Annotated in this window: 20 protein-coding genes; 11 read left to right on the forward strand and 9 right to left on the reverse strand. The window is 68.6% G+C overall.

Features of this window, described 5'->3' with window-relative positions; genetic code table 11:
• Positions 1-92: 92 nt before the first annotated feature.
• Positions 93-1,031, forward strand: a complete 939-nt coding sequence (locus AC07SQ_RS10925; RefSeq protein WP_495271201.1) for an AraC-like ligand-binding domain-containing protein — start codon at positions 93-95, stop codon at positions 1,029-1,031.
• A gap of 153 nt (positions 1,032-1,184) precedes the next feature.
• Positions 1,185-2,585 (forward strand): amidase, encoded by a 1,401-nt coding sequence (locus AC07SQ_RS10930; RefSeq protein ID WP_495271200.1) that lies wholly within the window; start codon positions 1,185-1,187, stop codon positions 2,583-2,585.
• A 126-nt stretch (positions 2,586-2,711) separates the two neighbouring features.
• Here the strand turns inward: AC07SQ_RS10930 and ureC are convergent, their stop codons facing one another.
• Genes ureC through AC07SQ_RS10950 form a run of 4 tightly spaced genes read right to left on the reverse strand, consistent with a single transcriptional unit; the run spans position 2,712 to position 5,675 of the window.
• Positions 2,712-4,430, reverse strand: a complete 1,719-nt coding sequence (ureC, locus tag AC07SQ_RS10935) for an urease subunit alpha (protein WP_495271199.1) — start codon at positions 4,428-4,430, stop codon at positions 2,712-2,714.
• Between the two features lie 3 nt (positions 4,431-4,433).
• Complete coding sequence (locus AC07SQ_RS10940) at positions 4,434-4,739, reverse strand: urease subunit beta (protein ID WP_070063624.1); 306 nt, start codon at positions 4,737-4,739, stop codon at positions 4,434-4,436.
• A gap of 7 nt (positions 4,740-4,746) precedes the next feature.
• Entirely contained in the window at positions 4,747-5,343 is a 597-nt protein-coding gene (locus AC07SQ_RS10945) for a HupE/UreJ family protein (protein WP_495271198.1), read from the reverse strand.
• Positions 5,344-5,372: 29 nt separating this feature from the next.
• Positions 5,373-5,675: an urease subunit gamma gene (locus AC07SQ_RS10950; protein WP_062474548.1), complete on the reverse strand. Its 303-nt coding sequence runs from the start codon at positions 5,673-5,675 to the stop codon at positions 5,373-5,375.
• A gap of 78 nt (positions 5,676-5,753) precedes the next feature.
• On the opposite strand from AC07SQ_RS10950, the gene AC07SQ_RS10955 reads away from it, so the two are divergent.
• From AC07SQ_RS10955 to AC07SQ_RS10970, 4 genes are all read left to right on the forward strand, one after another.
• A complete protein-coding gene (locus AC07SQ_RS10955) occupies positions 5,754-9,404 on the forward strand; it encodes a hybrid sensor histidine kinase/response regulator (RefSeq protein ID WP_495271197.1) in 3,651 nt (1,216 codons plus the stop codon).
• Positions 9,401-10,432 carry a response regulator gene (locus AC07SQ_RS10960; protein ID WP_495271196.1) on the forward strand — a complete coding sequence of 344 codons (1,032 nt, stop codon included), beginning with the start codon at positions 9,401-9,403 and terminating at the stop codon, positions 10,430-10,432. Before AC07SQ_RS10955 ends, AC07SQ_RS10960 begins: the two co-directional genes overlap by 4 nt.
• 84 nt (positions 10,433-10,516) lie before the next feature.
• Complete coding sequence (locus tag AC07SQ_RS10965) at positions 10,517-11,209, forward strand: PA4824 family protein (RefSeq protein ID WP_495265183.1); 693 nt, start codon at positions 10,517-10,519, stop codon at positions 11,207-11,209.
• A 104-nt stretch (positions 11,210-11,313) separates the two neighbouring features.
• A complete protein-coding gene (locus AC07SQ_RS10970) occupies positions 11,314-12,549 on the forward strand; it encodes a pyridoxal-phosphate dependent enzyme (protein ID WP_492734146.1) in 1,236 nt (411 codons plus the stop codon).
• Between the two features lie 21 nt (positions 12,550-12,570).
• Here the strand turns inward: AC07SQ_RS10970 and AC07SQ_RS10975 are convergent, their stop codons facing one another.
• On the reverse strand, positions 12,571-12,879 hold the full coding sequence (locus tag AC07SQ_RS10975) for a DciA family protein (RefSeq protein WP_062474543.1): 309 nt from the start codon (positions 12,877-12,879) through the stop codon (positions 12,571-12,573).
• Between the two features lie 204 nt (positions 12,880-13,083).
• Here AC07SQ_RS10975 and secA point away from each other — a divergent pair, with 204 nt between their 5' ends.
• Genes secA through AC07SQ_RS11000 form a run of 5 tightly spaced genes read left to right on the forward strand, consistent with a single transcriptional unit; the run spans position 13,084 to position 20,464 of the window.
• Positions 13,084-15,870, forward strand: coding sequence for a preprotein translocase subunit SecA (gene secA, locus AC07SQ_RS10980; protein WP_495271195.1), 2,787 nt, complete (start codon positions 13,084-13,086; stop codon positions 15,868-15,870).
• Between the two features lie 35 nt (positions 15,871-15,905).
• Positions 15,906-17,135, forward strand: coding sequence for a bifunctional glutamate N-acetyltransferase/amino-acid acetyltransferase ArgJ (argJ, locus tag AC07SQ_RS10985; protein WP_495271194.1), 1,230 nt, complete (start codon positions 15,906-15,908; stop codon positions 17,133-17,135).
• Complete coding sequence (locus tag AC07SQ_RS10990) at positions 17,132-18,007, forward strand: ATP-binding protein (RefSeq protein ID WP_062474537.1); 876 nt, start codon at positions 17,132-17,134, stop codon at positions 18,005-18,007. Before argJ ends, AC07SQ_RS10990 begins: the two co-directional genes overlap by 4 nt.
• Positions 18,004-18,462: an NUDIX domain-containing protein gene (locus tag AC07SQ_RS10995; RefSeq protein WP_070063620.1), complete on the forward strand. Its 459-nt coding sequence runs from the start codon at positions 18,004-18,006 to the stop codon at positions 18,460-18,462. Before AC07SQ_RS10990 ends, AC07SQ_RS10995 begins: the two co-directional genes overlap by 4 nt.
• A gap of 37 nt (positions 18,463-18,499) precedes the next feature.
• On the forward strand, positions 18,500-20,464 hold the full coding sequence (locus tag AC07SQ_RS11000; RefSeq protein WP_495271193.1) for an acyltransferase family protein: 1,965 nt from the start codon (positions 18,500-18,502) through the stop codon (positions 20,462-20,464).
• Positions 20,465-20,510: 46 nt separating this feature from the next.
• Here the strand turns inward: AC07SQ_RS11000 and AC07SQ_RS11005 are convergent, their stop codons facing one another.
• The 4 genes from AC07SQ_RS11005 to AC07SQ_RS11020 are packed head-to-tail and all read right to left on the reverse strand — an operon-like array spanning position 20,511 to position 24,052.
• On the reverse strand, positions 20,511-20,720 hold the full coding sequence (locus AC07SQ_RS11005; RefSeq protein ID WP_369631662.1) for a DNA gyrase inhibitor YacG: 210 nt from the start codon (positions 20,718-20,720) through the stop codon (positions 20,511-20,513).
• A gap of 8 nt (positions 20,721-20,728) precedes the next feature.
• Entirely contained in the window at positions 20,729-21,484 is a 756-nt protein-coding gene (gene zapD, locus AC07SQ_RS11010; protein ID WP_495271192.1) for a cell division protein ZapD, read from the reverse strand.
• Positions 21,485-21,520: 36 nt separating this feature from the next.
• Entirely contained in the window at positions 21,521-22,552 is a 1,032-nt protein-coding gene (locus tag AC07SQ_RS11015; RefSeq protein WP_495271191.1) for a hypothetical protein, read from the reverse strand.
• Positions 22,553-22,558: 6 nt separating this feature from the next.
• Positions 22,559-24,052 (reverse strand): MBOAT family O-acyltransferase, encoded by a 1,494-nt coding sequence (locus tag AC07SQ_RS11020; RefSeq protein ID WP_495271190.1) that lies wholly within the window; start codon positions 24,050-24,052, stop codon positions 22,559-22,561.
• Positions 24,053-24,124 lie beyond the last annotated feature (72 nt).

Consider the following 24,124-nt stretch of genomic DNA (forward strand, 5'->3'; position numbering starts at 1 on the left):
GTGCCGGGAACGGGCTTTCCTTCGTTAGCAAATATCGGGCCTTGTGGACTGGGGGCTTGCCTGCGCGCCCCATCCGCCCCAGCATGCGCGTCATGAACAGCCTGGCCTACCTGACGACCGACGTCGCCACCCCGCTGCGTTTCGACTACTGGCACGACGTCGTGTGCCGCCACTGCATTCCCGCGGCCAGCCGTGCGATGACGGCCGAGCCGTTCGAAGGGCGGCTCGACGTGCGTGAGGTGGGCGCGGTCAGCGTCAACCGCATGTCGGCGCCGATGCATCACTGGTCGCGCGACGCGCCCCACCTGCGCCGGCATCCGCTGGACGACCTGTGGCTGGCGTTCGTGCAGGAGGGCGAAGGCACCTTGGTGCAAGGCGGGCGGCAGGGGCGGCTGCGCAGCGGCGACATGCTGCTCTACGACGCCGGCCGGCCGTTCGAATGCACGCTGGACGCGCGCTCGGTCTACCTGGCGCGCATGCCGCGCCGGCTGCTGCTGCGGCGCTTCGCGAAGGCCGAGGACTTCACCGCCCGCACCATCGCGGCGGACCGTCCCGGCGCGGCACCGCTGCACGCGATGCTGCGGGAGACGGCGAACCCCGCCTTCGCGCAGCCGCATTCCGTCGCCGCCGAACGCTTCGGCGGCGCGCTCATCGACCTGCTGGCCGTGACGCTCGAACTGCAGCAGGACATGGCTGGCGACGCCGGCGCCGAGCGCGGCTTGCATGCGCGCATGACGGCCTACATCGAGCGCCATCTGGACGACCCGGCGCTCTCGCTCGACACGATGGCGCAGGCGCACCACGTCTCGGCGCGCACGGTGGCGCGGGCGTTCGCGCGCCAGGGCGAGACGGCGATGGGCGCGGTCTGGCAGGCGCGCCTGGCGGCCAGCCGCGAGGCGCTGGTGGGCGGGCGCGCGCACAGCGTGACCGACGTCGCGTTCCAGCACGGGTTTTCCGACCTGTCGCATTTCAGCCGGGTCTTCCGCAAGGCCTACGGCTGCGCGCCGCACACGCTGCTGAAGCCGCGCTGAGCGCCGCGCGCGGGGTGTCCGCCCCAGCACAAGTGCATGTCCGGAAGAGACCAGCGCGGGCCGCCGCGCGCCGATAAGGTTCGCCCGGGGTGGCAGGTTCTGCCACTTGGATTCGGACCTTCTTTCTCAACCCTACACACGCGGGAGTCAGTCATGGCGGACAAGGAATTGCATCATCTCGAACTGCTGGAGGTCGGCCGGCAGATCCAGTCGCGCGAGCGCTCGTCGGAAGAGGTCACGCGCGCCATGCTCGCGCGCATCGAAGCCGTCGACGGCCGCTTGCGCAGTTACGCGAGGCGCATGGACGCGCAGGCGCTCGACGAGGCGCGCCGCGCCGACACCGAAATCGCCGCCGGCCGCGCGCGCGGACCGCTGCACGGCGTGCCGCTGGCCGTGAAGGACCTGCTGTGGACCGAGGGCGTGCCGAGCGCGCACGGCATGACGATCCACAAGTCGTTCCGTCCGACCGAGGATGCGACCGTGGTGCACCGCCTGCGCGAAGCCGGCGCGGTGATCCTGGGCAAGCTGCAGCAGACCGAAGGCGCCTTTGCCGACCACCATCCGCAGATCGCCTCGCCGGTCAATCCGTGGGACGCCACGCTGTGGCCCGGCGTGTCGTCCAGCGGCTCGGGCGTGGCCACGGCGGCGGGGCTGTGCTTCGGCGCGCTGGGCACCGACACGGGCGGATCGATCCGCTTTCCGTCGGCGGCCAACGGCATCACGGGCCTGAAGCCGACATGGGGGCGGGTGAGCCGCCACGGCGCCTTCGAACTCGCTGCCTCGCTCGACCACATCGGCCCGATGACGCGCAGCGCGGCCGACGCGGGCGCGATGCTGGCGGCCATCGCGGGCGCCGACCCGCGCGATCCCACGGCCAGCACGCTGCCGGTGCCCGACTACCTGGCGACGATGACGCGCGGCCTGGCCGGCCTGCGCGTCGGCATCGACCCCGCCTGGACGCTGGACCGCGTGGACGCCCCCACGCGCGCCACGCTCGCCGCCGCGATCCGCACGGTCGAATCGCTGGGCGCCTCGGTGCGCGAGGTGGTGTTTCCCGACACGGCGCAGGCCGTGCTCGACTGGTCGCCACTGTGCGCGGTCGAGACCGCCGTGGCGCACGAGGCCACGTACCCGTCGCGGCGCGATGAGTACGGCCCGGGCCTCTCGGGGCTGATCGACCTGGGCCTGTCGCAAAGCGCCACCGACTACCAGAAGCTGCTGCTGCGCCGCGCCGATTTCACGGGCCGCGTGCGCACGTTCTTCGAACAGGTCGACCTGCTGCTGATCCCGGCCATTCCCTTCGCGGCGCCGACGCTCGAGCGCGCCGGCCAGCTCGGCGTGGACCCGGAGCTGCTCGCGGGCATGCTGCGCTACACCTGCCCGTTCGACCTCACGGGCAGCCCCACGCTCACCTTGCCGGGTGGCGCCACCGAGGCGGGCGTTCCGGTGGCCTTCCAGTTCGTGGCGCCGCACTTCGGCGAAGACCTGCTGGTGCGCGCGGGCTGGGCGTTCCAGCGGGCGACCGACTGGCACCGCCGGCACCCGGCGGTCTGAGACGGCTTCGCAATCAAGGCGATCGCCGCGTTGCGACGCCTTGCCGTGCGTCAGCACTGTCTGCGGCTTCGCGCCTTGCGCTCACCTTGATTGCGAACCCGTCGGACGGCCGCGTCGCGGCCTCCTTCAGAACAGGAAGTAGCGCTGCGCCATCGGCAGCACCTTGGCCGGCTCGCAGGTGAGCAGGTGGCCGTCGGCGCGCACGGCATAGGTCTGCGCGTCGATCTCCATCTTCGGCGTGTAGCCGTTGTGGATCAGGTCCTGCTTGCGCACGTTGCGGATGTTCTTCACTGCGCTCAGGTGCTTGCTCAGGCCGTAGCGCTCCTTGATGCCCGCGGCCAGCCCGGCCTGCGAGACGAAGGTCAGCGAGCTCTTGGCCAGCGAGCCGCCGTAGGCGCCGAACATCGGCCGGAAGTGCACCGGCTGCGGCGTGGGGATCGATGCGCTGGGGTCGCCCATCGCGGCCATCGCGATGGTGCCGCCCTTGATGATGGTGAAGGGCTTCACACCGAAGAAGGCCGGCTTCCAGACCACGAGGTCGGCCCACTTGCCGACTTCGATGGAGCCCACCTCGTGCGCGATGCCGTGCGCGAGGGCCGGGTTGATCGTGTACTTGGCCACGTAGCGCCGCGCGCGGAAGTTGTCGTTGCGCTCGCTGTCCTCGGGCAGCGTGCCGCGCTGCTGCTTCATCTTGTGCGCGGTCTGCCAGGTGCGGATGACCACCTCGCCGACACGGCCCATGGCCTGGCTGTCGGAGCTGAACATGCTGATCGCGCCCAGGTCGTGCAGCACGTCTTCGGCGGCGATGGTTTCCTTGCGGATGCGCGACTCGGCAAAGGCCAGGTCTTCGGCGATGCCGGCGTCCAGGTGGTGGCACACCATGAGCATGTCGACGTGCTCGTCGAGCGTGTTCACGGTGTAGGGCATCGTCGGGTTGGTCGACGAGGGCAGGAAGTTCGCCTCGCCCACCACGCGCAGGATGTCGGGCGCATGGCCGCCGCCCGCCCCCTCGGTGTGGAAGGCGCAGATGGCGCGCCCGCCCACGGCGGCGATGGTGTTCTCGACGAAGCCCGATTCGTTCAGCGTGTCGCTGTGGATCGCCACCTGCGTGTCGGTGGCGTCGGCCACGTCCAGGCAGTTGCTGATGGCCGACGGCGTGGTGCCCCAGTCTTCGTGCAGCTTCAGGCCCATGACGCCGGCCTCGATCTGCTCGTGCAGCGCATCGGGCAGGCTGGCGTTGCCCTTGCCGAGGAAGCCCAGGTTCATCGGGAACGCATCGGCCGCCTGCAGCATGCGTTCGATGTGCCACGGGCCGGGCGTGGCTGTGGTCGCGAAGGTGCCGGTGGCCGGGCCGGTGCCGCCGCCGAGCATGGTCGTCACGCCCGAGGCCAGCGCCTCCTCGATCTGCTGCGGGCAGATGAAGTGGATGTGGCTGTCGATGCCGCCCGCGGTGACGATGGTGCCTTCGCAGCTGATGATCTCGGTGCCCGGGCCGATGACGATGTCCACGCCCGGCTGCACGTCGGGGTTGCCGGCCTTGCCGATGGCGGCGATGCGGCCGTCCTTCAGGCCGATGTCGGCCTTCACGATGCCCCAGTGGTCGAGGATCAACGCGTTGGTCATCACCGTGTCGACGGCGCCTTGGGCGCGCGTGCGCTGCGACTGCGCCATGCCGTCGCGGATCGTCTTGCCGCCGCCGAACTTCACCTCTTCGCCGTAGCCGCCGGCGCGCAGCGTGTAGTCGGCTTCGACTTCGATCAGCAGGTCGGTGTCCGCAAGGCGGACCCGGTCGCCCACGGTGGGGCCGAAGATTTCTGCGTAGGCGCGTCGCCCGATGGTGGCCATGTTTTAGAGCTTTCCTTGAACCAGGCCGCGAAAGCCGTAGACGATGCGATCGCCCGAGAAGTCGACCAGTTCGACCGTGCGCTGCTGGCCCGGCTCGAAGCGCACCGCGGCGCCCGAGGCGATGTTCAGCCGCATGCCGCGCGCGGCGGCACGGTCGAAGTCGAGGGCGCCGTTGGTCTCGGCGAAGTGGTAGTGCGAGCCGACCTGGATCGGCCGGTCGGCCGTGTTGCGCACCACCAGCGTGAGGGCGCGGCGGCCGGGGTTGAGCGTGTGCTCGCCGTCGTCGGTGAGGAGTTCGCCGGGCGTCATGGCCGCCTCAGACCGCCTGGGCCAGCAGCGTGGCGCCGAGGGTGACGACGGCAGCGCCGGCCACGCGCGTCAGCCAGGCGTTGGCGTGGCGCAGCGCCCAGCCCAGCGCGATGCCCACCGCGTGCAGCAGCAGCGTGGCGCTGACCATGCCGGCCAGCGTGAGGGCGGCGCCGTGCTCGCCCGCCAGTTCGTGGCCGTGCGCCACGCCGTGGAAGACGGCGAACAGGCCCACCACGGCCATGGCGACGCCGGCCGGCAGGTGCACGCGCGTGGCGACCAGCAGGCCCAGCACCAGCAGCGACGCGGCGATCATCGGTTCGACGGCCGGCAGCTGCACGCCGGCCAGCCCGGCCAGCGCGCCCGCGAGCAGCATGCCCGCGAAGGCCAGCGGCGCCCACAGCAGGTCGGGCCAGGCGCGGCGCGCGACCAGCGCGCTCCACAGGCCGACCGCGACCATCGCCGCGAGGTGGTCCGCGCCGGTCAGCGGGTGCATGAAGCCGGTGACGAAACCGTGGTGCACGCCGCCGTCGACGCCCGTGTGGGCGCTGGCGGCCAGCGGCAGAAGAAGGGCGGAGAGCAGGGCGGGAGTCTTTGCGAAGCGCATGAAAAGGTCTTTCTTCTTGTGGCGGAGGTTCAGACGATCGGCTGGTGAACGGTCACGAGCTTGGTGCCGTCGGGAAAACTGGCCTCGACCTGGATGTCGGGAATCATCTCGGCGATGCCGTCCATCACGTCGGCGCGGGTGAGCACGCTGCGGCCCTCGCTCATCAGCTCGGCGACGCTCTTGCCGTCGCGGGCGCCTTCCATCACGGCGGCGGTGATCAGCGCGACGGCTTCCGGGTAGTTGAGCTTGAGCCCCCGCGCCTTGCGGCGCTCGGCCAGCAGCGCCGCCGTGAAGATCAGCAGCTTGTCTTTTTCGCGCGGGGTCAGTTCCATGGCGGGGGTGGGGTCGGGTGGCGGTCGGTGATTATGGGCAAGGCTGTCTCTTTGCAACAGTCGTGCCCTGTTCGCCAAATGCCGTACCCGGTGGCACGGAAGCTGCACCGAAACGGTGTGAATTCCGCCGACCCACCTCTCCTGACCGACGACGCCCCCCAGCGCATCGTCAAGGTGCGGCGCGACTACAACAGCTGGGTCGCGAGCGAAACGCTGGAGGACTACGCGCTGCGCTACACGCCGCAGCGCTTTCGCAAATGGTCCGAGTGGCGGGTGGCCAACACGGCCTTCGGGGCGGCCTCGTTCCTGGTGCTGGAGGCGGTCGGCGCCACGCTGCTGGTGCAGTACGGATTCGCCAATGCCTTCTGGGCGATCCTGGTCACGGGGCTCATCATCTTCCTGGCGGGGCTGCCGATCAGCGTGTACGCGGCGCGCTACGGCGTCGACATGGACCTGCTCACGCGCGGCGCCGGCTTCGGCTACATCGGCTCCACGCTCACCTCGCTGATCTACGCGAGCTTCACCTTCATCTTCTTTGCGCTCGAGGCGGCCGTGATGGCCTATGCGCTCGAGCTGGCGCTGGGCATTCCGCCGGTGTGGGGCTACCTGGTGTGCGCGCTGGTAGTTATTCCGCTGGTCACGCACGGGGTGTCGGTGATCAGCCGGCTGCAGCTGTGGACGCAGCCGCTGTGGCTGCTGATGCTGGTGGTGCCCTTCGTCTTCGTGCTGGTGCGCGATCCTGGTGCGTTCGCGGGCATCACGCACTACGGCGGGGCGAGGTCGGGCGCACAAGGATTCAATCTGCACCTGTTCGGTGCCGCGCTGACGGTCGGCATCGCGCTCATCACGCAGATGGGTGAGCAGGCCGACTACCTGCGCTTCATGCCGGCGCGCACCACGGCCACGGCGCGCCGCTGGTGGGCCGGGGTGCTGGCGGGCGGGCCGGGCTGGGTGGTGCTGGGCGTGGTCAAGATGCTGGGCGGCGCCGCGCTGGCCTACCTGGCGATCACGCACATGGTGCCGGTCGAGCGTGCGGTCGATCCGAACCAGATGTACCTGGCGGCCTACGAGTACGTGTTCCCGAACTACGGCTGGGCAGTGGCGGCGACGGCGCTGTTCGTGGTGGTCTCGCAGCTGAAGATCAACGTGACGAACGCCTACGCGGGCTCGCTGGCCTGGAGCAATTTCTTCTCGCGCGTGGCGCACAGCCACCCGGGGCGCGTGGTGTGGGTGGTGTTCAACGCGCTCATCGCCTTCATGCTGATGGAGATGAACGTGTTCGAGGCGCTGGGCGACGTGCTCGGCCTGTTCGCCAACATCGCCATCGCCTGGATGATGGCCGTGGTGGCCGACCTGGTCGTCAACAAGCCGCTGGGGCTGTCGCCGCCCGGCATCGAGTTCAAGCGCGCGCACCTGTGGGACATCAACCCGGTGGGCGTGGGCGCGATGGCGCTGGCGTCGGTGCTGTCGATCACGGCGCACCTGGGCGTGTTCGGGCCGCTGGCGCAGGCCTTCTCGGCGCTGATCGCGCTGGGCACGGCGCTGGTCGCGTCGCCGCTGCTGGCGTGGGCCACGGGCGGCAAGTACTACCTCGCGCGCACGTCCGACGCGGGCGGCTCGGTGCTGTTCGCGCCGGCCGCGGGCGGGCGCAAGGTGCGCTGGGCGCGGGTCGAGCCATCGCCGGACGAGGGCGGCAGCTACCAGCGCCTGAAGGTGCAGCACTGCGTGATCTGCGAGCGCGAGTACGAAGGCCCCGACATGGCGCACTGCCCGGCCTACCAGGGCGCGATCTGCTCGCTGTGCTGCACGCTCGACGCGCGCTGCGGCGACCTGTGCAAGCCGCACGCGAGCCTGTCGGCGCAGTGGTCGGCGGTGCTGCGCTGGTTGCTGCCGCGTCGCAGCTGGCGTTACCTCGACACGGGGCTCGGGCACTTCCTGCTGCTGATGCTGGTCATCGTGCCGCTGCTGGCCGTGGTGTTCGGCGTGCTCTACCAGCAGGAGCTGCGGGCCCTGAGCGAAGGCGCGCTCGCGCTGGCGGCGCAGGCCGACGTGGGCGGGGCGCTGGTCGCCGTGCAGCAGGCGTCGCTGCGCTCGGGTTTTCTCAAGGCCTACATGGCGCTGCTGGTCATCGCGGGCATCGTCGCGTGGTGGCTGGTGCTGGCGCACCAGAGCCGCAAGGTGGCGCAGGAAGAATCGAACCGGCAGACCCACCTGCTGGTGCGTGAGATTGCCCTGCACCGCGAGACCGACCGCGCACTGCAGGACGCCAAGCAGAGCGCCGAAGAAGCCCGCGAGATCGCCGAGCACGCCAAGCTCGCGGCCGACCAGGCGCGGCGCGCGGCGGACCTCGCGAACCAGGCCAAGAGCCGTTACATCAGCGCCATCAGCCACGAGCTGCGCACGCCGCTCAACAGCATCCTGGGCTATGCGCAGCTCATGGGCGAAGACCACTCGGTGCCGCCGCACCGCCAGCAGGCGGTGGCCGTCATCAAGCGCGGCGGCGAGCACCTGCTGTCGCTCATCGAGGGCACGCTGGCCATCGCCCACATCGAAGCCGGCAAGCTCACGCTGGACGCGCGGCCGATGCGTTTTGCCGATGCGATGCGCGAGCTGGCCGACATGTTCGAGCTGCAGGCGGCCGAGAAGGGCCTGCGCTTCCGTTTCGAGGCGGCAGGCACGCTGCCCGACGTGGTGCGCGCCGACGAAAAACGCGTGAGCCAGATCCTCATCAACCTGCTGGGCAATGCGATCAAGTTCACGGCGGCGGGGCAGGTGACCTTGCGTATTTCCTACGCGCGCGAGTTCGCCGCGATCGAGATCGAGGACACCGGGCCGGGCATGACGGCGGCCGACATCGAGCGCATCTTCGAGCCCTTTGCGCGCGGCCATGCGGCGGTGTCGTCGGCACCGGGCGCGGGCCTGGGCCTGACCATCGCGAAGATGCTGACCGACCTGATGGGCGGCGAGATGAAGGTGCGCAGCACGCCGGGCGAGGGCTCGCTGTTCTGCGTGCGGCTGTTCCTGCCGCGCGTGCACGAGGCGGTGGCGGGCAGTGCGCGCATCGCGCCGGCACCGCGCGCGCGGCGCGGCTACGAGGGCGCGCGGCGGCGCCTGCTGGTGGTCGACAACGAAGAGGCCGACCGCGAGCTGCTGGGCCATGTGCTCGCGCCGCTGGGCTTCGAGCTGCGCAGCGCGGCCAGCGGGCACGACGCGCTGGACCTCATCGCCGCCGGCTACCGGCCCGACGCCATGTTCGTCGACCTCGCGATGCCCGGCATCGACGGCTGGGAGACCATCCGCCGCGCGCGCAAGCTGGGGCTGGCCGAGGCGTCGGTGGCCATCGTCTCGGCCAACGCCTTCGACAAGGGCCTGGACAACGACGTGGGCATTGCGCCCGAAGATTTCTTCGTCAAGCCCGTGCGCCACACCGAACTGCTCGACTGGCTGGAGCGTCGGCTGGCCCTGCAGTGGACCGACACCGCCGACCGGCCCGCGCCCGCCGTGGCCGCGCCGCGCGCGATGCAGCCGCCGTCGCTGGCGCGCCTGCGCGCGCTCGACGAGGCGGTGGGCCTGGGCTACTTCCGCGGCATCATGAACCAGCTCGACGACATCGACGCCGCGCAGCCCGAGTGCGCCGCGTGGACCGAGGCCCAGCGCGCGCTGGCCCGCCAGTTCCAGTTCGAAGCCATGGGCCGCGCGCTGGCCGAAGCCGCCGAGGGCGCCGCATGACTTTCTTGTCTCCACCGACCCTGCCCGCTTCACCGCTCGCCCGCACGCTGCGCGAGCAGCAGGGCGCCCACGGCGACCTGGTGCTGATCGTCGACGACGTGCCCGACAACCTCGCCGTGCTGCACGACGCGCTCGACGAATCGGGCTACACCGTGCTCATCGCCACCAACGGCGAGCAGGCGCTGCAGCGCGCCGCGCAGGCGCGGCCCGACATCGTGCTGCTCGACGCCATGATGCCGGGCATCGACGGCTTCGAGGTGGCGCGCCGGCTCAAGGCCGATGCGGCCACCGCGCACATTCCCATCGTGTTCATGACGGGCCTCACTGAAACCGAGCACCTCGTGGCCGCGCTCGAGGCGGGCGGGGTCGACTACGTCACCAAGCCGATCAAGCCAAAGGAAGTGCTGGCGCGCATGAACGTGCACCTGCAGGGCGCCCGCCGCGCGCGGCAGGAGGCACACCAGGCCGGGCAGGCACGCAATGCGCTCGACGCCTTCGGCTACGCGAGCATCACGGTGCGCCTGCCCGAGGGGCGGCTGATCTGGCAGACGGCGCTGGCGCGCGACCTGCTGGCGCGCTACTGCGAAACGCAGGCGCCCGAGACGCCGCCGGCCGTGCTCGGCTGGCTGCGCCAGCACGCGCCCGACGCCCGCGCGCGCGGCATCGAGCCGCCGGCCCTGGTCATCGCGCAGGGCGCGCGCAGCCTGAGCCTGCGACTGCACCGCCAGACCGGCGAGGACGACGCCGGCGACGAATGGATGATCGTCATGCGCGAGGTGTCCGACACCGCCGTGATCGAGGCCATGAGCCTGAGCCTGAAGCTCACGGCGCGCGAGGCCGAGGTGCTGTACTGGGTGGTCAAGGGCAAGACCAACAAGGACATCGGCGAGATCCTCGGCAGCAGCCCGGCCACCGCCAAGAAACACCTGGAGCGCGTGTACGTGAAGCTGGGCGTGGAGACGCGCACGGCAGCGGCCGGCGTGGCGATCAAGCGCATCCGCGAGCTGCAGCCGCAGTTCGAACTCTGAAGGGCGGGGGATGGCATTGCCGCGTCATGGCGCGGACTTTCCGGCTTCCTAGAATGAGGCAGGGCTCTCTGAGGGAAGCACGAGATGAAGAACAACAACAACCGCACCGCACGCCTGCTTCTTGCCGCAGTCGCGGCGTTGCCGGGCCTCGGCGCGCAGGCCGCCGGCCACTTCGATGTCGACGACGCCGGCACGCTCGATCCCGGCCAGTGCCAGTACGAAACCTGGTGGGGCCGCAGCGGTGCCGAGCCGGTCACGACGGGTTTCCATGTCGGGCCTGCCTGCCGGGTCGGGCCGGTCGAGCTGGGGCTGAATTTCGACCGGCTGTCGGCGCAGGGCGTCCATTCGGTCACGGGCGGCCCGCAGCTCAAGTGGACCTTTGCCGGCGCGGCCGCCGACGCGCCTTTCAGCGCCGCCGTGTCGATGGGCGCGGTGGCCGACCTGCGGCGCGGCGGTCGCTGGGGCGGCCAGCTGGTCGTGCCGCTCACCTGGCGGCCGACCGAGAGCCTGCAGATCCACGCCAACCTGGGCGCCGACTGGGCGCTGGGCACCGGCGTGCGCACGCCGCGCGGCGGCCTGGCCGTGGAGTGGGCGCTGAACGACGCCGTGTCGCTGATCGCCGAGCGCCACCGGGCAGGGGGCCTGTGGACCTCGCGCGTGGGCGGCCGCTTCAGCCTGACGCCGCTGATCAGCGTCGACATCAGCACCTCGCGCACCGGGCCGCAGGGCGTGCGCGGCGTGGTGATCGGGCTGAACCACGAATTCAGCTGGAAATAAGTGAAGGAAAACTGAAATCCGCTGCAATGGGATGAACTCCCGTATCGTGGATTTTGTTGATTTTGAATAAGATTCGGTCACATTTATTAACGAGTCAACGATCCGTGACCCCATCGCCCGTCCTGGACTTCAAGTTCACCGCGCCGCCGGAGAGCCCCGCGCAGACCTTCCTGCCGGGGCGGCCGGCCGGGGTGCTCGGCCGCTCGTTCACGCCGCAGCGCAATCCGCGCCTGCAGGGGCTGCAGTGCCTGCGCTGCGACGCGCTGTACCCGGTCACGCTCGCCAACGACGGCTGCCCGGCCTGCCGGCAGGCCGGCTTTCACGTCGGGCTGCGCGCGAGCTACCGGCCCGGCGGCCCGGACGTTGTGCCGATGCCGTACGTGCAGGGCTTTTCGCTCGGCGAGGGCAACACGCCGCAGCACGACATGCCCGAGCTGGCGCGGCAGTTCGACATCGCGCGCCTGAGCATCAAGGACGAATCGCGCAACCCGACCGGTTCGCCGAAAGACCGGCTGACCGCGATGGGCGTGGCGCAGGCGCTGGACGCCGGGGCCCACACGCTGGTGCTCGCCTCGTCGGGCAACACGGCGGTGTCGGCGGCCCACTACGCCTGGGCCGCGGGGCTCGGTTGCGAGGTGGCCTCCTACGAGGCGATGCCCGCCACCTACGCCCGCCAGCTCGACGCGCTGGGCGCGCGGCGCTATGTGTTCGCCGACAACACCGGCCGCTGGGGCTTCGTGCGCGAGCGCTCGCAGTACCCCGGGTATTTCGCGCTGTCCAATTACCGCCTGCCGGCGCTGGGCAGCGCACCCTTGGGCGTGGAGGGCTACAAGGCCATCGCCGAAGAGTGCCTGAAGGACGGCGGCCTGCCCGACCACGTCGTGGTGCCGACCGGGCGCGGCGACATGGCCTGGGGCATCTACGCCGGTTTTCGCGAGTTGCTGGCGGCGGGGCGCATCGCGCGGCTGCCGCGGATGTGGCTGGTCGAGCCCTTCCCGCGGCTGTCGCGCGTGCTCGGCGGCGGGGCGCTCAACGGCAGCTACCCTGGTCGCACGGCGCAGCTGTCGAGCGCGGGCGCGACCGTCACTTATCTGCAATGGCAGGCCGCTACGGCCAGCGGCGGCGGTGCCGTGGTGGTGGGCGACGACGAGGCCCGCGCGGCGCGGCGGTTGCTCACCGCGGCCGGCGTGAGCGCCGAACTGGCGGCAGCGGCGGGCCTGGGGGCCGTGCGGCAGCTGCGCGAGGCCGAGACCATCGCGGCCGATGCGCATGTCGTGATGGTGCTGACCTCCGACGCGTCGAGCGACCCGAGCTGGCCCGACCGCGCCGTGACCGCCTGAGGCGGTGTGCAATCCCGGGGCTCAGCGCCCCGTGTGCACCTTGATGCGGATCGTCGCGACGTCCCAGCCCCGGTTCTTCAGCCGCGTGACCAGCATCGGCGACAGCTGGCGCAGCTTGGCGGCCGCGGCGCTGCCCTTGACCAGCAGGCACCACACATCGCCCTCGGCTGGCCCGGGCTGGATGGCCGCGCGCATGGCTGGTGGAATCAACCCTTCGATGGCCTTCAGCCGCTCGGCCGTGTCCCGCGCGCGCGCCATCAGGCTCCCCAGGGTGGGGGCGCCTGCCGCAGCATCGTGCAGTGAAATGGCGGGGGGCAGTCGGCGATACATGGGTAATCCAGGGGTTAGAAACAAGACAGCTAAAATGCCCGGTTTGCCGACGCGTGCGTCGGCGTTTGTTCCGGAACGGGGCCATCCGACTTCGAGACTTGCGAAGCTTGCATTCGAAGAAGGTGCGCCCAACTGCTTTCACCATATCTTAGGGAATCCGGTCGCAGTGCCTGTCGTGTCAGGTGCCCGCCCCTCTCCACGCCCATGGCAACCAACTTCCTGACCCAGATCTTCGGCAGTCGCAACGACCGGCTCCTCAAGCAGTATCGCAAGACGGTGACGCGCATCAATGCGCTCGAACCCGAATTCGAAAAGCTCAGCGACGACGCGCTGCGCGCCAAGACGCAGGAATTCAAGGACCGTATCGCCAAGGGCGAGTCGCTCGACGACCTGTTGCCCGAAGCCTTCGCCACCGTGCGCGAAGGCTCCAAGCGCGTCATGAAGATGCGCCACTTCGACGTCCAGCTGCTCGGCGGCATGGCGCTGCACAACGGCAAGATCTCCGAAATGCGCACCGGCGAAGGCAAGACGCTGACCGCCACGCTGCCCGTGTACCTGAATGCGCTGTCCGGCAAGGGCGTGCACGTGGTCACGGTGAACGACTACCTGGCCAACCGCGACGCGACCTGGATGGGCCGCCTGTACAACTTCCTGGGCCTGTCGGTCGGCATCAACCTGCCGCAGATGCCGCGAGAGGAAAAGCAGGCCGCCTACAGCAGCGACATCACGTACGGCACGAACAACGAGTACGGCTTCGACTACCTGCGCGACAACATGGTCTACGAGCCCGGTGACCGGGTGCAGCGCGGCCTGAACTTCGCGATCGTCGACGAGGTGGACTCCATCCTGATCGACGAGGCCCGCACGCCGCTGATCATCAGCGGCCAGGCCGAAGACCACACCGACCTGTACCTGGCGATCAACAAGGTGGTGCCGCTGCTCAAGAAGCAGGAAGGCGAAGCCGATCCGCGCACGGGCGAGGGCGTCACGGTGCCCGGCGACTTCACGGTCGACGAGAAAACCCACCAGGTGTTCCTGACCGAAGATGGCCACGAGAACGCCGAGCGCATCCTGGGCGAGCTCAAGCTGATTCCCGAAGGCGCGTCGCTGTACGACCCGGCCAACATCACGCTGATGCATCACCTGAATGCCGCGCTGCGTGCCCGCCACCTGTACCACCGCGACCAGCACTACGTGGTGCAGCAGGGCGAAGTGGTCATCGTCGACGAATTCACCGGCCGCCTCATGAGCGGTCGCCGCTGGAGCGACGGCCTGCACCAGGCCGTGGAAGCCAAGGAAGGCGTCGAGATCCAGGCCGAGAACCAGACGCTGGCCTCGATCACCTTCCAGAACTACTTCCGCCTGTACGGCAAGCTGGCCGGCATGACCGGCACGGCCGACACCGAGGCCTACGAGTTCCAGGAAATCTACGGTCTCGAGACCACGATCATTCCGCCCAACCGCATCAGCAAGCGCGACGACCAGCTCGACCGCGTCTACAAGACCACGCGCGAGAAGTACGAAGCAGCCATCCAGGACATCCGCGAGTGCTACGAGCGCGGCCAGCCGGTGCTGGTGGGCACCTCGTCCATCGAGAACTCGGAAATCATCGACGCCCTGCTCGAGAAGGCAGGCCTGCCGCACCAGGTGCTCAACGCCAAGCAGCACGCCCGCGAAGCCGACATCGTCGCGCAGGCCGGCCGCACGAAGATGATCACCATCGCGACCAACATGGCCGGCCGCGGTACCGACATCGTGCTGGGCGGCAACATCGAGAAGATGATCGAGGCGATCGAGGCCGACGAAGGCCGCGACGAAGCCACCAAGCAGGCCGACATCGCCCACGTGCGCGCCGAGTGGACCAAGGACCACGAGTTCGTGAAGTCGCTGGGCGGCCTGCGCATCATTGCCACCGAACGCCACGAGTCGCGCCGCATCGACAACCAGCTGCGCGGCCGTTCGGGCCGCCAGGGCGACCCGGGTTCCTCGCGCTTCTACCTGAGCCTGGACGATCCGCTGATGCGCATCTTCGCGGGCGACCGCGTGAAGGCGATCATGGACCGCCTGAAGATGCCCGACGGCGAAGCCATCGAGGCCGGCATCGTCACGCGCAGCATCGAGAGCGCGCAGCGCAAGGTCGAGGCGCGCAACTTCGACATCCGCAAGCAGCTGCTCGAGTACGACGACGTGTCGAACGACCAGCGCAAGGTGATCTACCAGCAGCGCAACGACATCCTCGACGCGGCCGACCTCACGGCGCAGATCGCCGCGTTGCGCGAAGGCTGCTTCACCGACCTCGCGCGTCAGTACGTGCCGCGCGAATCGGTCGAAGAGCAGTGGGACCTCGACAGCCTCGAGAAGAGCCTGTTCAGCGAGTGGGGCATCGACATGCCGCTCAAGCAGCAGGTCGAGGCCGCCGATGCCATCTCCGACGAGGAAGTGGTCGAGAAGATCGTGGCCTACGCCAACGAGAGCTTCGACGCCAAGGTCACGCTGATCGGCCAGGAGAACTTCACCCAGTTCGAACGCATGGTGCTGCTGCAGAGCATCGACACCCACTGGCGCGAACACCTGGCCTCGCTCGACTACCTGCGCCAGGGCATCCACCTGCGCGGCTATGCGCAAAAGCAGCCCAAGCAGGAATACAAGCGCGAGGCCTTCGAGCTCTTCGGACAGCTGCTCGACTCGGTCAAGAACGAAGTCACGCGCCAGCTCATGACGGTGCGCGTGCAGTCGGGCGAACAGCTCGAGCAGGCGGCCGAGGAAATGGAAAGCCGCGGCGAGAACGTCTCGAACATCACCTACACCGCGCCCACCGAGACCGGCGAGGTCGAGGTGCGCGTCGACGAAGAGAACCAGCGCCGCCTCGCGGCCGTCGGCGCCGGCGCGCTGAGCGCCGAAGCCGCCGCCTTTGCGCGTGTCGGCCGCAACGACCCCTGCCCCTGCGGCAGCGGCAAGAAGTACAAGGCGTGCCACGGCAAGCTGAACTGAGCTGAAGTCCCGCACCTTTCATTGAGAGAAATCCCATGCCCGTGAACCTGTCCGCTCCCGATCCCGCCGCCTTGTTCGCGGTGCCCGGCGTCCGCATCGGCGTGGCCGAAGCCGGCGTGCGCAAGGCCAACCGCAAGGACCTGACCGTCGTGCTGATCGACGAAGGCTCGGCGGTCGGCGGCGTGTTCACGCAGAACCGCTTCTGCGCCGCCCCGGTGCAGGTCTGCCGCGATCACCTGAAGGCCAACTACGGCATCCGCGCGATGGTGATCAACACCGGCAACGCCAACGCCGGCACCGGCGAAGACGGCCTGATGCGCACGCGCTCCACCTGCATCGCGCTGGCGCGCCACCTGGAGCTCGCTCCCGAGCAGATCCTGCCGTTCTCGACCGGCGTGATCATGGAGCCGCTGCCCGTGGACCGCATCGAAGCCGGCCTGCCGGCCGCGCTGGCCGACGCGTCGGAAAACAACTGGGCCCGTGCCGCCGAAGGCATCATGACCACCGACACGATCCCCAAGGCGTTCAGCCGCCGGGTGCAGATCGGCGGCGCCACGGTCACCATCACCGGCATCAGCAAGGGCGCCGGCATGATCCGCCCGAACATGGCGACCATGCTCGGCTTCATGGCGACCGACGCGAAGATCGACCCGGCGCTGATCCAGCCGCTGGCCACGCAGCTGGCCGACGCCTCGTTCAACCGCGTGACCATCGACGGCGACACCTCGACCAACGACTCGTTCGTGGTCATCGCCACGCAGAAGGCCGCGCACGCCACCATCACCTCGCTCGACTCGGCCGACGGCCAGGCGCTCGTGGCCGCGATGCGCGACGTGGCCCGCCTGCTGGCGCAGGCCATCGTGCGCGACGGCGAAGGCGCGACCAAGTTCATCACCATCCAGGTCGACGGCGGCAAGGACGGGGCCGAGTGCCGCCAGGTGGCTTATGCCGTGGCGCATTCGCCGCTGGTCAAGACCGCCTTCTTCGCCAGCGACCCGAACCTGGGCCGCATCCTGGCGGCCGTCGGCTATGCCGGCATTGCCGACCTCGACCAGACCGGCATCGACCTGTTCCTGGACGACGTGCACGTGGCGGTGAAGGGCGGGCGCAACCCGTCGTACCGCGAGGAAGACGGCCAGCGCGTGATGAAGCAGAGCGAGATCACCGTGCGCATCGGCCTGGGCCGCGGCACCGCCAGCGACACCGTGTGGACCTGCGACTTCAGCCACGAATACGTGACCATCAACGCCGACTACCGGTCATGAACGAGCAGTTCCAGAAGCTCATCGAGCGCGCCGAACAGCTCATCGGCCGCATCGAATCGATCCTGCCGCAGCCGCTGGCCGCGCCGACCGACTGGAGCGCCTCCATCGCCTGGCGCTACCGCCGCCGCAGCTCCGGCCATGGCGTGCTGGAGCCCGTGAAGCACGTGGCCACGATGGCGCTCGATTCGCTGAGGGAAATCGACGTCCAGAAGGAAAAGATCGAGCGCAACACGCGCCAGTTCGTCGAAGGCAAGCCGGCCAACAACGTGCTGCTGACGGGCGCGCGCGGCACGGGCAAGTCGTCGCTGATCCGGGCCTGCCTGCAGGCCTACGCGCCGCAGGGCCTGCGCCTGATCGAGGTCGACAAGGCCGAACTCACCGACCTGCCCGACATCGTCGAGGTGGTGTCGCAGCGCCCCGAGAAGTTCATCGTCTTCAGCGACGACCTCAGCTTCGATGAGGGCGAGCCGGGCTACAAGGCGCTCAAGTCGATCCTCGACGGATCGATTGCCGCCTCGACGCCCAACGTGCTGATCTACGCGACCAGCAACCGGCGTCACCTGCTGCCCGAGTACATGAAGGACAACCTCACGTACAAGCACACGGACGACGGCGAGGTGCATCCGGGCGAGGTGATCGAAGAGAAGATCTCGCTGTCGGAGCGCTTCGGCCTCTGGGTGAGCTTCTATCCCTTCAGCCAGAACGAATACCTGACGATCGTGGGCCAGTGGCTCTCGTCGTTCGGCGTCGACGACGCAGCCATCGCGGCGGCGCGGCCCGAGGCGCTCGTGTGGGCGCTGGAGCGCGGCTCGCGCAGCGGCCGCGTGGCCTACCAGTTCGCGCGCGACTACGCAGGGCGGGCCGGCGCGTGAGCGAGGCTGTGACATCGGCGCGCAAGCACACCGAAGTGGCCGTCGGCGTGCTGATCCGCCTGGCCGACGAGGCGCTGCTCCTCACCACGCGCCCCGAAGGCAAGGCCTACGCAGGCTACTGGGAGTTCCCGGGCGGCAAGATCGAGGCCGGTGAAACGGTCGAGGAAGCCCTGCGCCGCGAGCTGCAGGAAGAACTGGGCATCACCATCGGCGGCGCCGAGGTCTGGAAGGTCACGGAGCACGACTACCCGCACGCGCTGGTGCGCCTGCACTGGTGCAAGGTGACGGACTGGACCGGCGAGTTCGAAATGCGCGAAAGCCAGGCCATGGCCTGGCAGCAACTGCCGCTCGACGTGGCGCCGGTGCTGCCGGGCGCACTGCCGGTGCTGGCGTGGCTGGTCGAGGAACGCGGCCTGCCCGCGTCGGCCGCCGAGGCGGTGTCGACCGTCGCCTGACGACGCACGGCACGACCGTGGTCCAGAAGTAAGAGATATGCATCCCAAGTACCGTGCCGACATCGACGGCCTGCGCGCCGTGGCCGTGGCCTCGGTCGTCATCTTCCACGCGTTTCCGAAGCTGCTGCCGGGCGGCTTCATCGGCGTCGACATCTTCTTCGTGATCTCGGGCTTCCTGATCACGACGATCATCATGCAGAGCCACGCGGCCGGCGATTTCAGCTACCGCGATTTCTATGCGCGGCGCATCCGCCGGATCTTCCCGGCGCTGATGCTGGTGCTGGCGGGCGTGCTCGCCTTCGGCTGGTACGTGCTGCTCAACAAGGAATTCGTCGAGCTGGGCAAGCAGGCGCTGGGCGGCGTGGGCTTCGTGGCCAACTTCGTCTTCTGGAGCGAGGCCGGCTACTTCGACACGGCCGCCGAGACCAAGCCGCTGCTGCACCTGTGGTCGCTGGGCATCGAAGAACAGTTCTACATTTTCTGGCCGCTGCTGCTCGGGCTGGCCTGGCGCCGGCGCTGGCCGATCGTGCGCGTGCTGTGGGTGCTGGCGGTGGTGTCGTTCCTCATCAACGTGACGACGATCCACCCGTTCCGCACGGCGGCCTTCTATTCGCCGGCGTCGCGTTTCTGGGAACTCATGGTGGGCGGCATCCTGGCCTGCATGCGGATGAAGCCGTCGGCGCCGAGCGTCTGGCGCAGCCATGTGCAGTCGGTGCTGGGCGTGGGCCTGATCGTGCTGGGCCTCGTGATGATCCGCAGCGACAAGGCCTTCCCCGGCTGGTGGGCGCTGCTTCCGACGCTGGGCGCGGTGAGCTGCATCGCCGCCGGCCCGACGGGCGTGCTGAACAGGTACTTCCTGTCGAACCGCGCAATGGTGTGGATCGGCCTGATCAGCTATCCGCTGTACCTGTGGCACTGGCCGCTCCTGGTGTATGCGCGGATCGTCAAGGGCGCGGAGCCGTCGGTGGGCACGCGCGTGACGATGGTGGTCGCGAGCGTGCTGCTGGCCTGGCTGACCTACCGCTTCATCGAGCGGTTCACGCGGGCCCGCCTGGGTGCGGGCATGCTGCGCACGCTCGTGGGCACCGGTGCGTTCGTGGCCGTGGCCGGCGTGGCGGTGCTCAACGGTTTGCCCGCCCGCCACAACAGCGAGCTGCTGCAGAAGGTGACCGATGCGACGGTGGACGGCGACTACTACGCCGGCTTTTCCTCGGAGAACTTCGGACCCTACGCGGTGAATCGCATCGGCAACGGCGCCCGCAAGGTGCTGCTGATCGGCGACAGCCACGTCATCGAATACGGCCCGCGCGCCGCGGAGCTGGCACGCCTCGCGCCCGAGCGCATGGCGACCACGTACTTCTTCACCTACGGCGCGTGCCCGGCCATTCCGAACGTCTTCGCCGAGCAGAACCCCGGCTGCGGCCCGGCCCGCGACCAGTGGATGGCGATGGCACGCGACCCGCAGATCGACACCGTGCTGATCGGCAGCTGCTGGAACTGCTACTTCACGGGCGAGTTCCCGCTGGACTACGTGCTGCGCGCGAACGGCACGTCGCTCTCCCTGACCCGCGGCGACCGCGCCGGCATCGAGCCCTCGCTGGTGGCGCTGCAGGCGTGGGTGACCGAGCTGGTCAAGCAGAAGAAAAAGGTCTATCTGCTGCTGGACAACGCGCTGGGCGACGACTTCGAACCCCGCCGCATGATCGAGGGCAGCCGCCTGCGCACGCTGTCGGTGGTGGGCAATTCGCCGACCGCACCCGTGCTCGCCGACCAGGTGAAGCTCAACCAGCGGCTCCTGCAGATCGCGGCCGCCAGCGGTGCGGAGGCGATCGACGTGCTGGGCGCCCTGTGCAAGGACGGCCAGTGCCCGCGGACGATGCCCGACGGTGCGCCGGCCTACAAGGACCACGGCCACCTGCGGCCCGCGTTCACGCGGCAGTTCGCGACCTACCTGGACAAGGTGTTCCTGGAAGAGGGCGTGCAGCCCGCGGCAGCCAACTGACGACCCTGCAGCCCTGGCTGGTGGGCTGCGGCGGCGTGCATGCGATCTATTGCTGCAGCTTGGGATCGCCGAAGGGCTCTTCGTCGGGCGGTGTCTCCGCCGGCATCCTGAATTCCTCGGTCGCCCAGGCGCCGAAGTCGATGCCCTTGCAGCGTGCGCTGCAGAACGGCCGGAACGGGTTGCGCTCGGCGTAGACGCTGTCGCCGCCGCAGGTCGGGCAGCGGACGATGCGTTCGTCTTCTTTCTTCTTGCTCACACCGGGCCTCACGCGCAGAGGGTCAGTTCGAAGGGGGTGTCTTCCGTGCTCGGGTGCAGGCGGTCGTCGGCTTCGTGCCGCATGAGCCGCACCGAGACCATGAGGCGGTTGCCGCTGATTTCGGGGACCAGGCCCAGCTTGGGATCGATGCGCAGCCGCAGCAGCTGGAAGCTGCGTCCCTGAGGCAGGTTCTGCTGGAACTGCCCGTGGGTGGCGATCACCTTGTAGGGCACGTCGGCGTCGCGCAGCAGCTTGAGCAGCAGGTAGATCGACGAGGCCAGCGGTGACAGCGTGTTCGACCAGCGTTCCAGGTCGGCGCGGCGGCTGGCCGGCGTGCGGTGCTGCCACGCGTAGTAGGCGGGCAGGTCGAATTCGCAGGTGCCGCCCGGAATGCCGGCGCGGCTGCGGATGCTCATGAGCCACTCGTTCTCGGTGAGTGCCTGTCCCGCCTTGCCGGCCACGCCGTTGAGTGCGCTGAAGTTGCGTTCGAGCTGGTCGACCACCTGGTTCAGCACCGTCTCGGCGATGGCCGGATTGCCCCGGTAGCTGTTGAAGACGTTCTTGTGCTTGTCGAGGTCGCGCAGCACGTCGGCCTTGAGGTCGGCGCGCGCCGCCACGTCCATGATCTCGAAGATCGTGATCAGGGCGTAGTGGTGCGAAAGCGGCGATTCCGAGGGCACCAGTTCCCCGAGGCGACGGAACAGATGCTCCAGCCTCAGGTACGTGCGGATGCGCTCGTTGAAGGGGTACTCGTAGAGGATCACGCGTATTTGTCGGTTTCCTGTCGCGGAATCATAACTTCAGGGCGATTTGGAAGGGGGGGTGGGCATCACTTCGCGCACCGCGGCCAGCATGCGCTCGCCGAGTGCGAGCTGTCCGTGCATGGACATGTGCGTGTCGTTCGAGAAGTAGAAGTCGCGGATCTGCGCGTGCTTTTCGCGGGTGAAGGCGTACAGGTCGGGGCCCAGCTTCGCATCGCGGAAGCCGCTTTCGAAGTCTTTCGAGAAATCGGGCTTGAGGTAGACCGTGGTCTTGTTGGGCACCACCATCCACAGGAGCGGGATGGTGCTGTGCGCAGCGGTGAAGTTCTTCATTCGCGCCAGCGTGTCGGAGGTCAACGGGCCATTGTCCTCGTCTTCCTGGAAGAAGGGCATCCGGTCGCACTGGCGATGCGAGAAGAATTTGCAACCGTCGGGGACTTTCCTTACCCAGGTGTCACGATCGAAATAGGTGTCTACCGGCGAGTTCTTGGCCTTCCATGTGTGGTAATAGGTCACGACGCCGGTCATGTACTGCACTTCCCAGTTGGGCGCGAAGGCCGGCACGGTCTCGTCGGGCTCGATGAGGGGCTCGGCCTTGGCGCTGTAGGGGAAGATGGTCTTGCCGTCCTTGCAGCGCTCGCTGTAGCGCATGCGCATGTCCAGCAGGCGCTCCACGCTTTCGATGATGACCAGCTTGCCCTTGAAGCCGGAGTCGTGGACCCACTGGCTGAAGTCGCCGCACAGCGATTCGCCGTACTGGCCCCAGTACGAGGTCGAGACCCGGTAGCCGGCCTTGGCGAGCACGGACTGCCAGCGGTGCGTCATGGAGAAGCTGTCACCGACGACCATCACGTCCGCCTGTTCGATGGGCGTGCTGGCCAGGTAGACCGGGTCGACCTTGGGCGGCGGGTCGCGCCAGCCGAACTCGCGTTCGGACAGGCGCCCGATGCGCGTGAGGTCGCCGTAGGGCACCGGGCTGGTGAGCGAAATGATCCACAGGGCCATCAGGACGAAATAGCCGAAGAGGAAGAACCGCAGCCAGACTTTCGCGGGCGTCGTGGTCGTCGTCATGTCGAATCAGAATTGGAAATAGAGGAAGGGGCTGTAGCCGCCCAGCTTCGAAACGCACCACGCGAACAGTGCGAAGGTACCGATGGCGAGCACCACGGTCGACAGGCGGGCCATCACCGGGCGGCCGGCCATCGACTTCGGGTGGGGAATCCAGCGCTCCAGGGTGATGGTCGGCGGCAGCGTCAGGCAGATGACGATCGCCACCAGCATGAGCTGGAAGAACTCCGGCTTGCGGAACGGCACCTTGCCGAACTCGCTGAACGCCGAGACCGGTGCGCCGTGCAGGCCCAGCATGCCCTTGTAGATGGACATGGCCGTGTTCATGCCGTCGGCGCGGAAGACGATCCAGGCCACCACCACGCACAGGAAGGTCAGCAGCCAGCCCAGCACGCGCGCGATGCGCCCCGGGGTGGCGTTGCGGCGGACCTTGGCGTTCCAGAGGTGGTTGACCATCAGGAACGCGCCGTGCATCGCGCCCCAGACCACGAAGGTCCAGGCCGCGCCGTGCCACAGGCCGCCCAGCAGCATCGTGAGGAACAGGTTCAGGTAGCGCCGCGCCGGGCCCTTGCGGTTGCCGCCCAGCGGCACGTAGAGGTAGTCGCGCAGGAAGGTCGACAGCGAGATGTGCCAGCGGCGCCAGAACTCGATGATGTTGGTCGACTTGTAGGGCGAGCGGAAGTTGAGCGGCAGCTGCACGCCCAGGCACATCGAGAGGCCCACGGCCATGTCCGAGTAGCCCGAGAAGTCGAAATAGATCTGCAGCGTGTAGGCCAGCGCGCCGAACCACGCGGTGTACAGCGTGGGCTCGATGCCCTTGTGAACGCCGTTGAACATCAGGTCGGCGTACTGCCCCATGGGGTCGGCGATCAGCAGTTTCTTGGCGAGGCCGAAGACGAAGATCGTCAGGCCGATGGCGACCTTGTTCGGGTCCATCCGGTAGGTCGCGGGGTTCGCGAACTGCGGCATCATCTGCGCGTGGTGCAACACCGGACCCGCGATCAGGTGCGGGAAGTAGGTGACGAACAGCACGTAGTGGATGAAGCTGCGTTCGTGCACCTTGCCCTGCCAGCAGTCGACCAGGAAGGCGATCTGCGTGAAGGTGTAGAACGAGATGCCGATCGGCAGCACGATGTGCACCAGATCGATCGGCGTGAGACCCGCGGCGACCAGCCCCGCATCGACGTTTTCCAGGAAGAAGTTGGCGTATTTGAAGACGGCCAGCACGCCCAGGTTGATCACCAGCGAGGCGATCAGCAGCGTCTTGCGCTTGCGCTCGTTGCGCCCCGGCGCGGGCGTCAGCTGCAGGCCGAACCAGTAGTTGACGCAGATGGAACCCAGCAGCAGCGGCAGGGCCTGCACGCTCCACCAGCCGTAGAAGAACAGCGAGGCCAGTCCGAGGAAGCCGGCGGCGGCGCGGGCGTTGCGCTTGCCGATCAGGAAGAACCCGATCAGGACCAGCGGGAAATAGACAAAAATGAAGGGATACGAGTTGAAAAGCATCTCGGGGAGGGCACTGCAGTGGCGAGCGCCTTTTTGTCGTAATCGTTATAGAGCCGCCGGGGCGGCTGGTCT

The sequence above is a fragment of the Variovorax sp. GW821-FHT06D12 genome, from assembly GCF_059419205.1.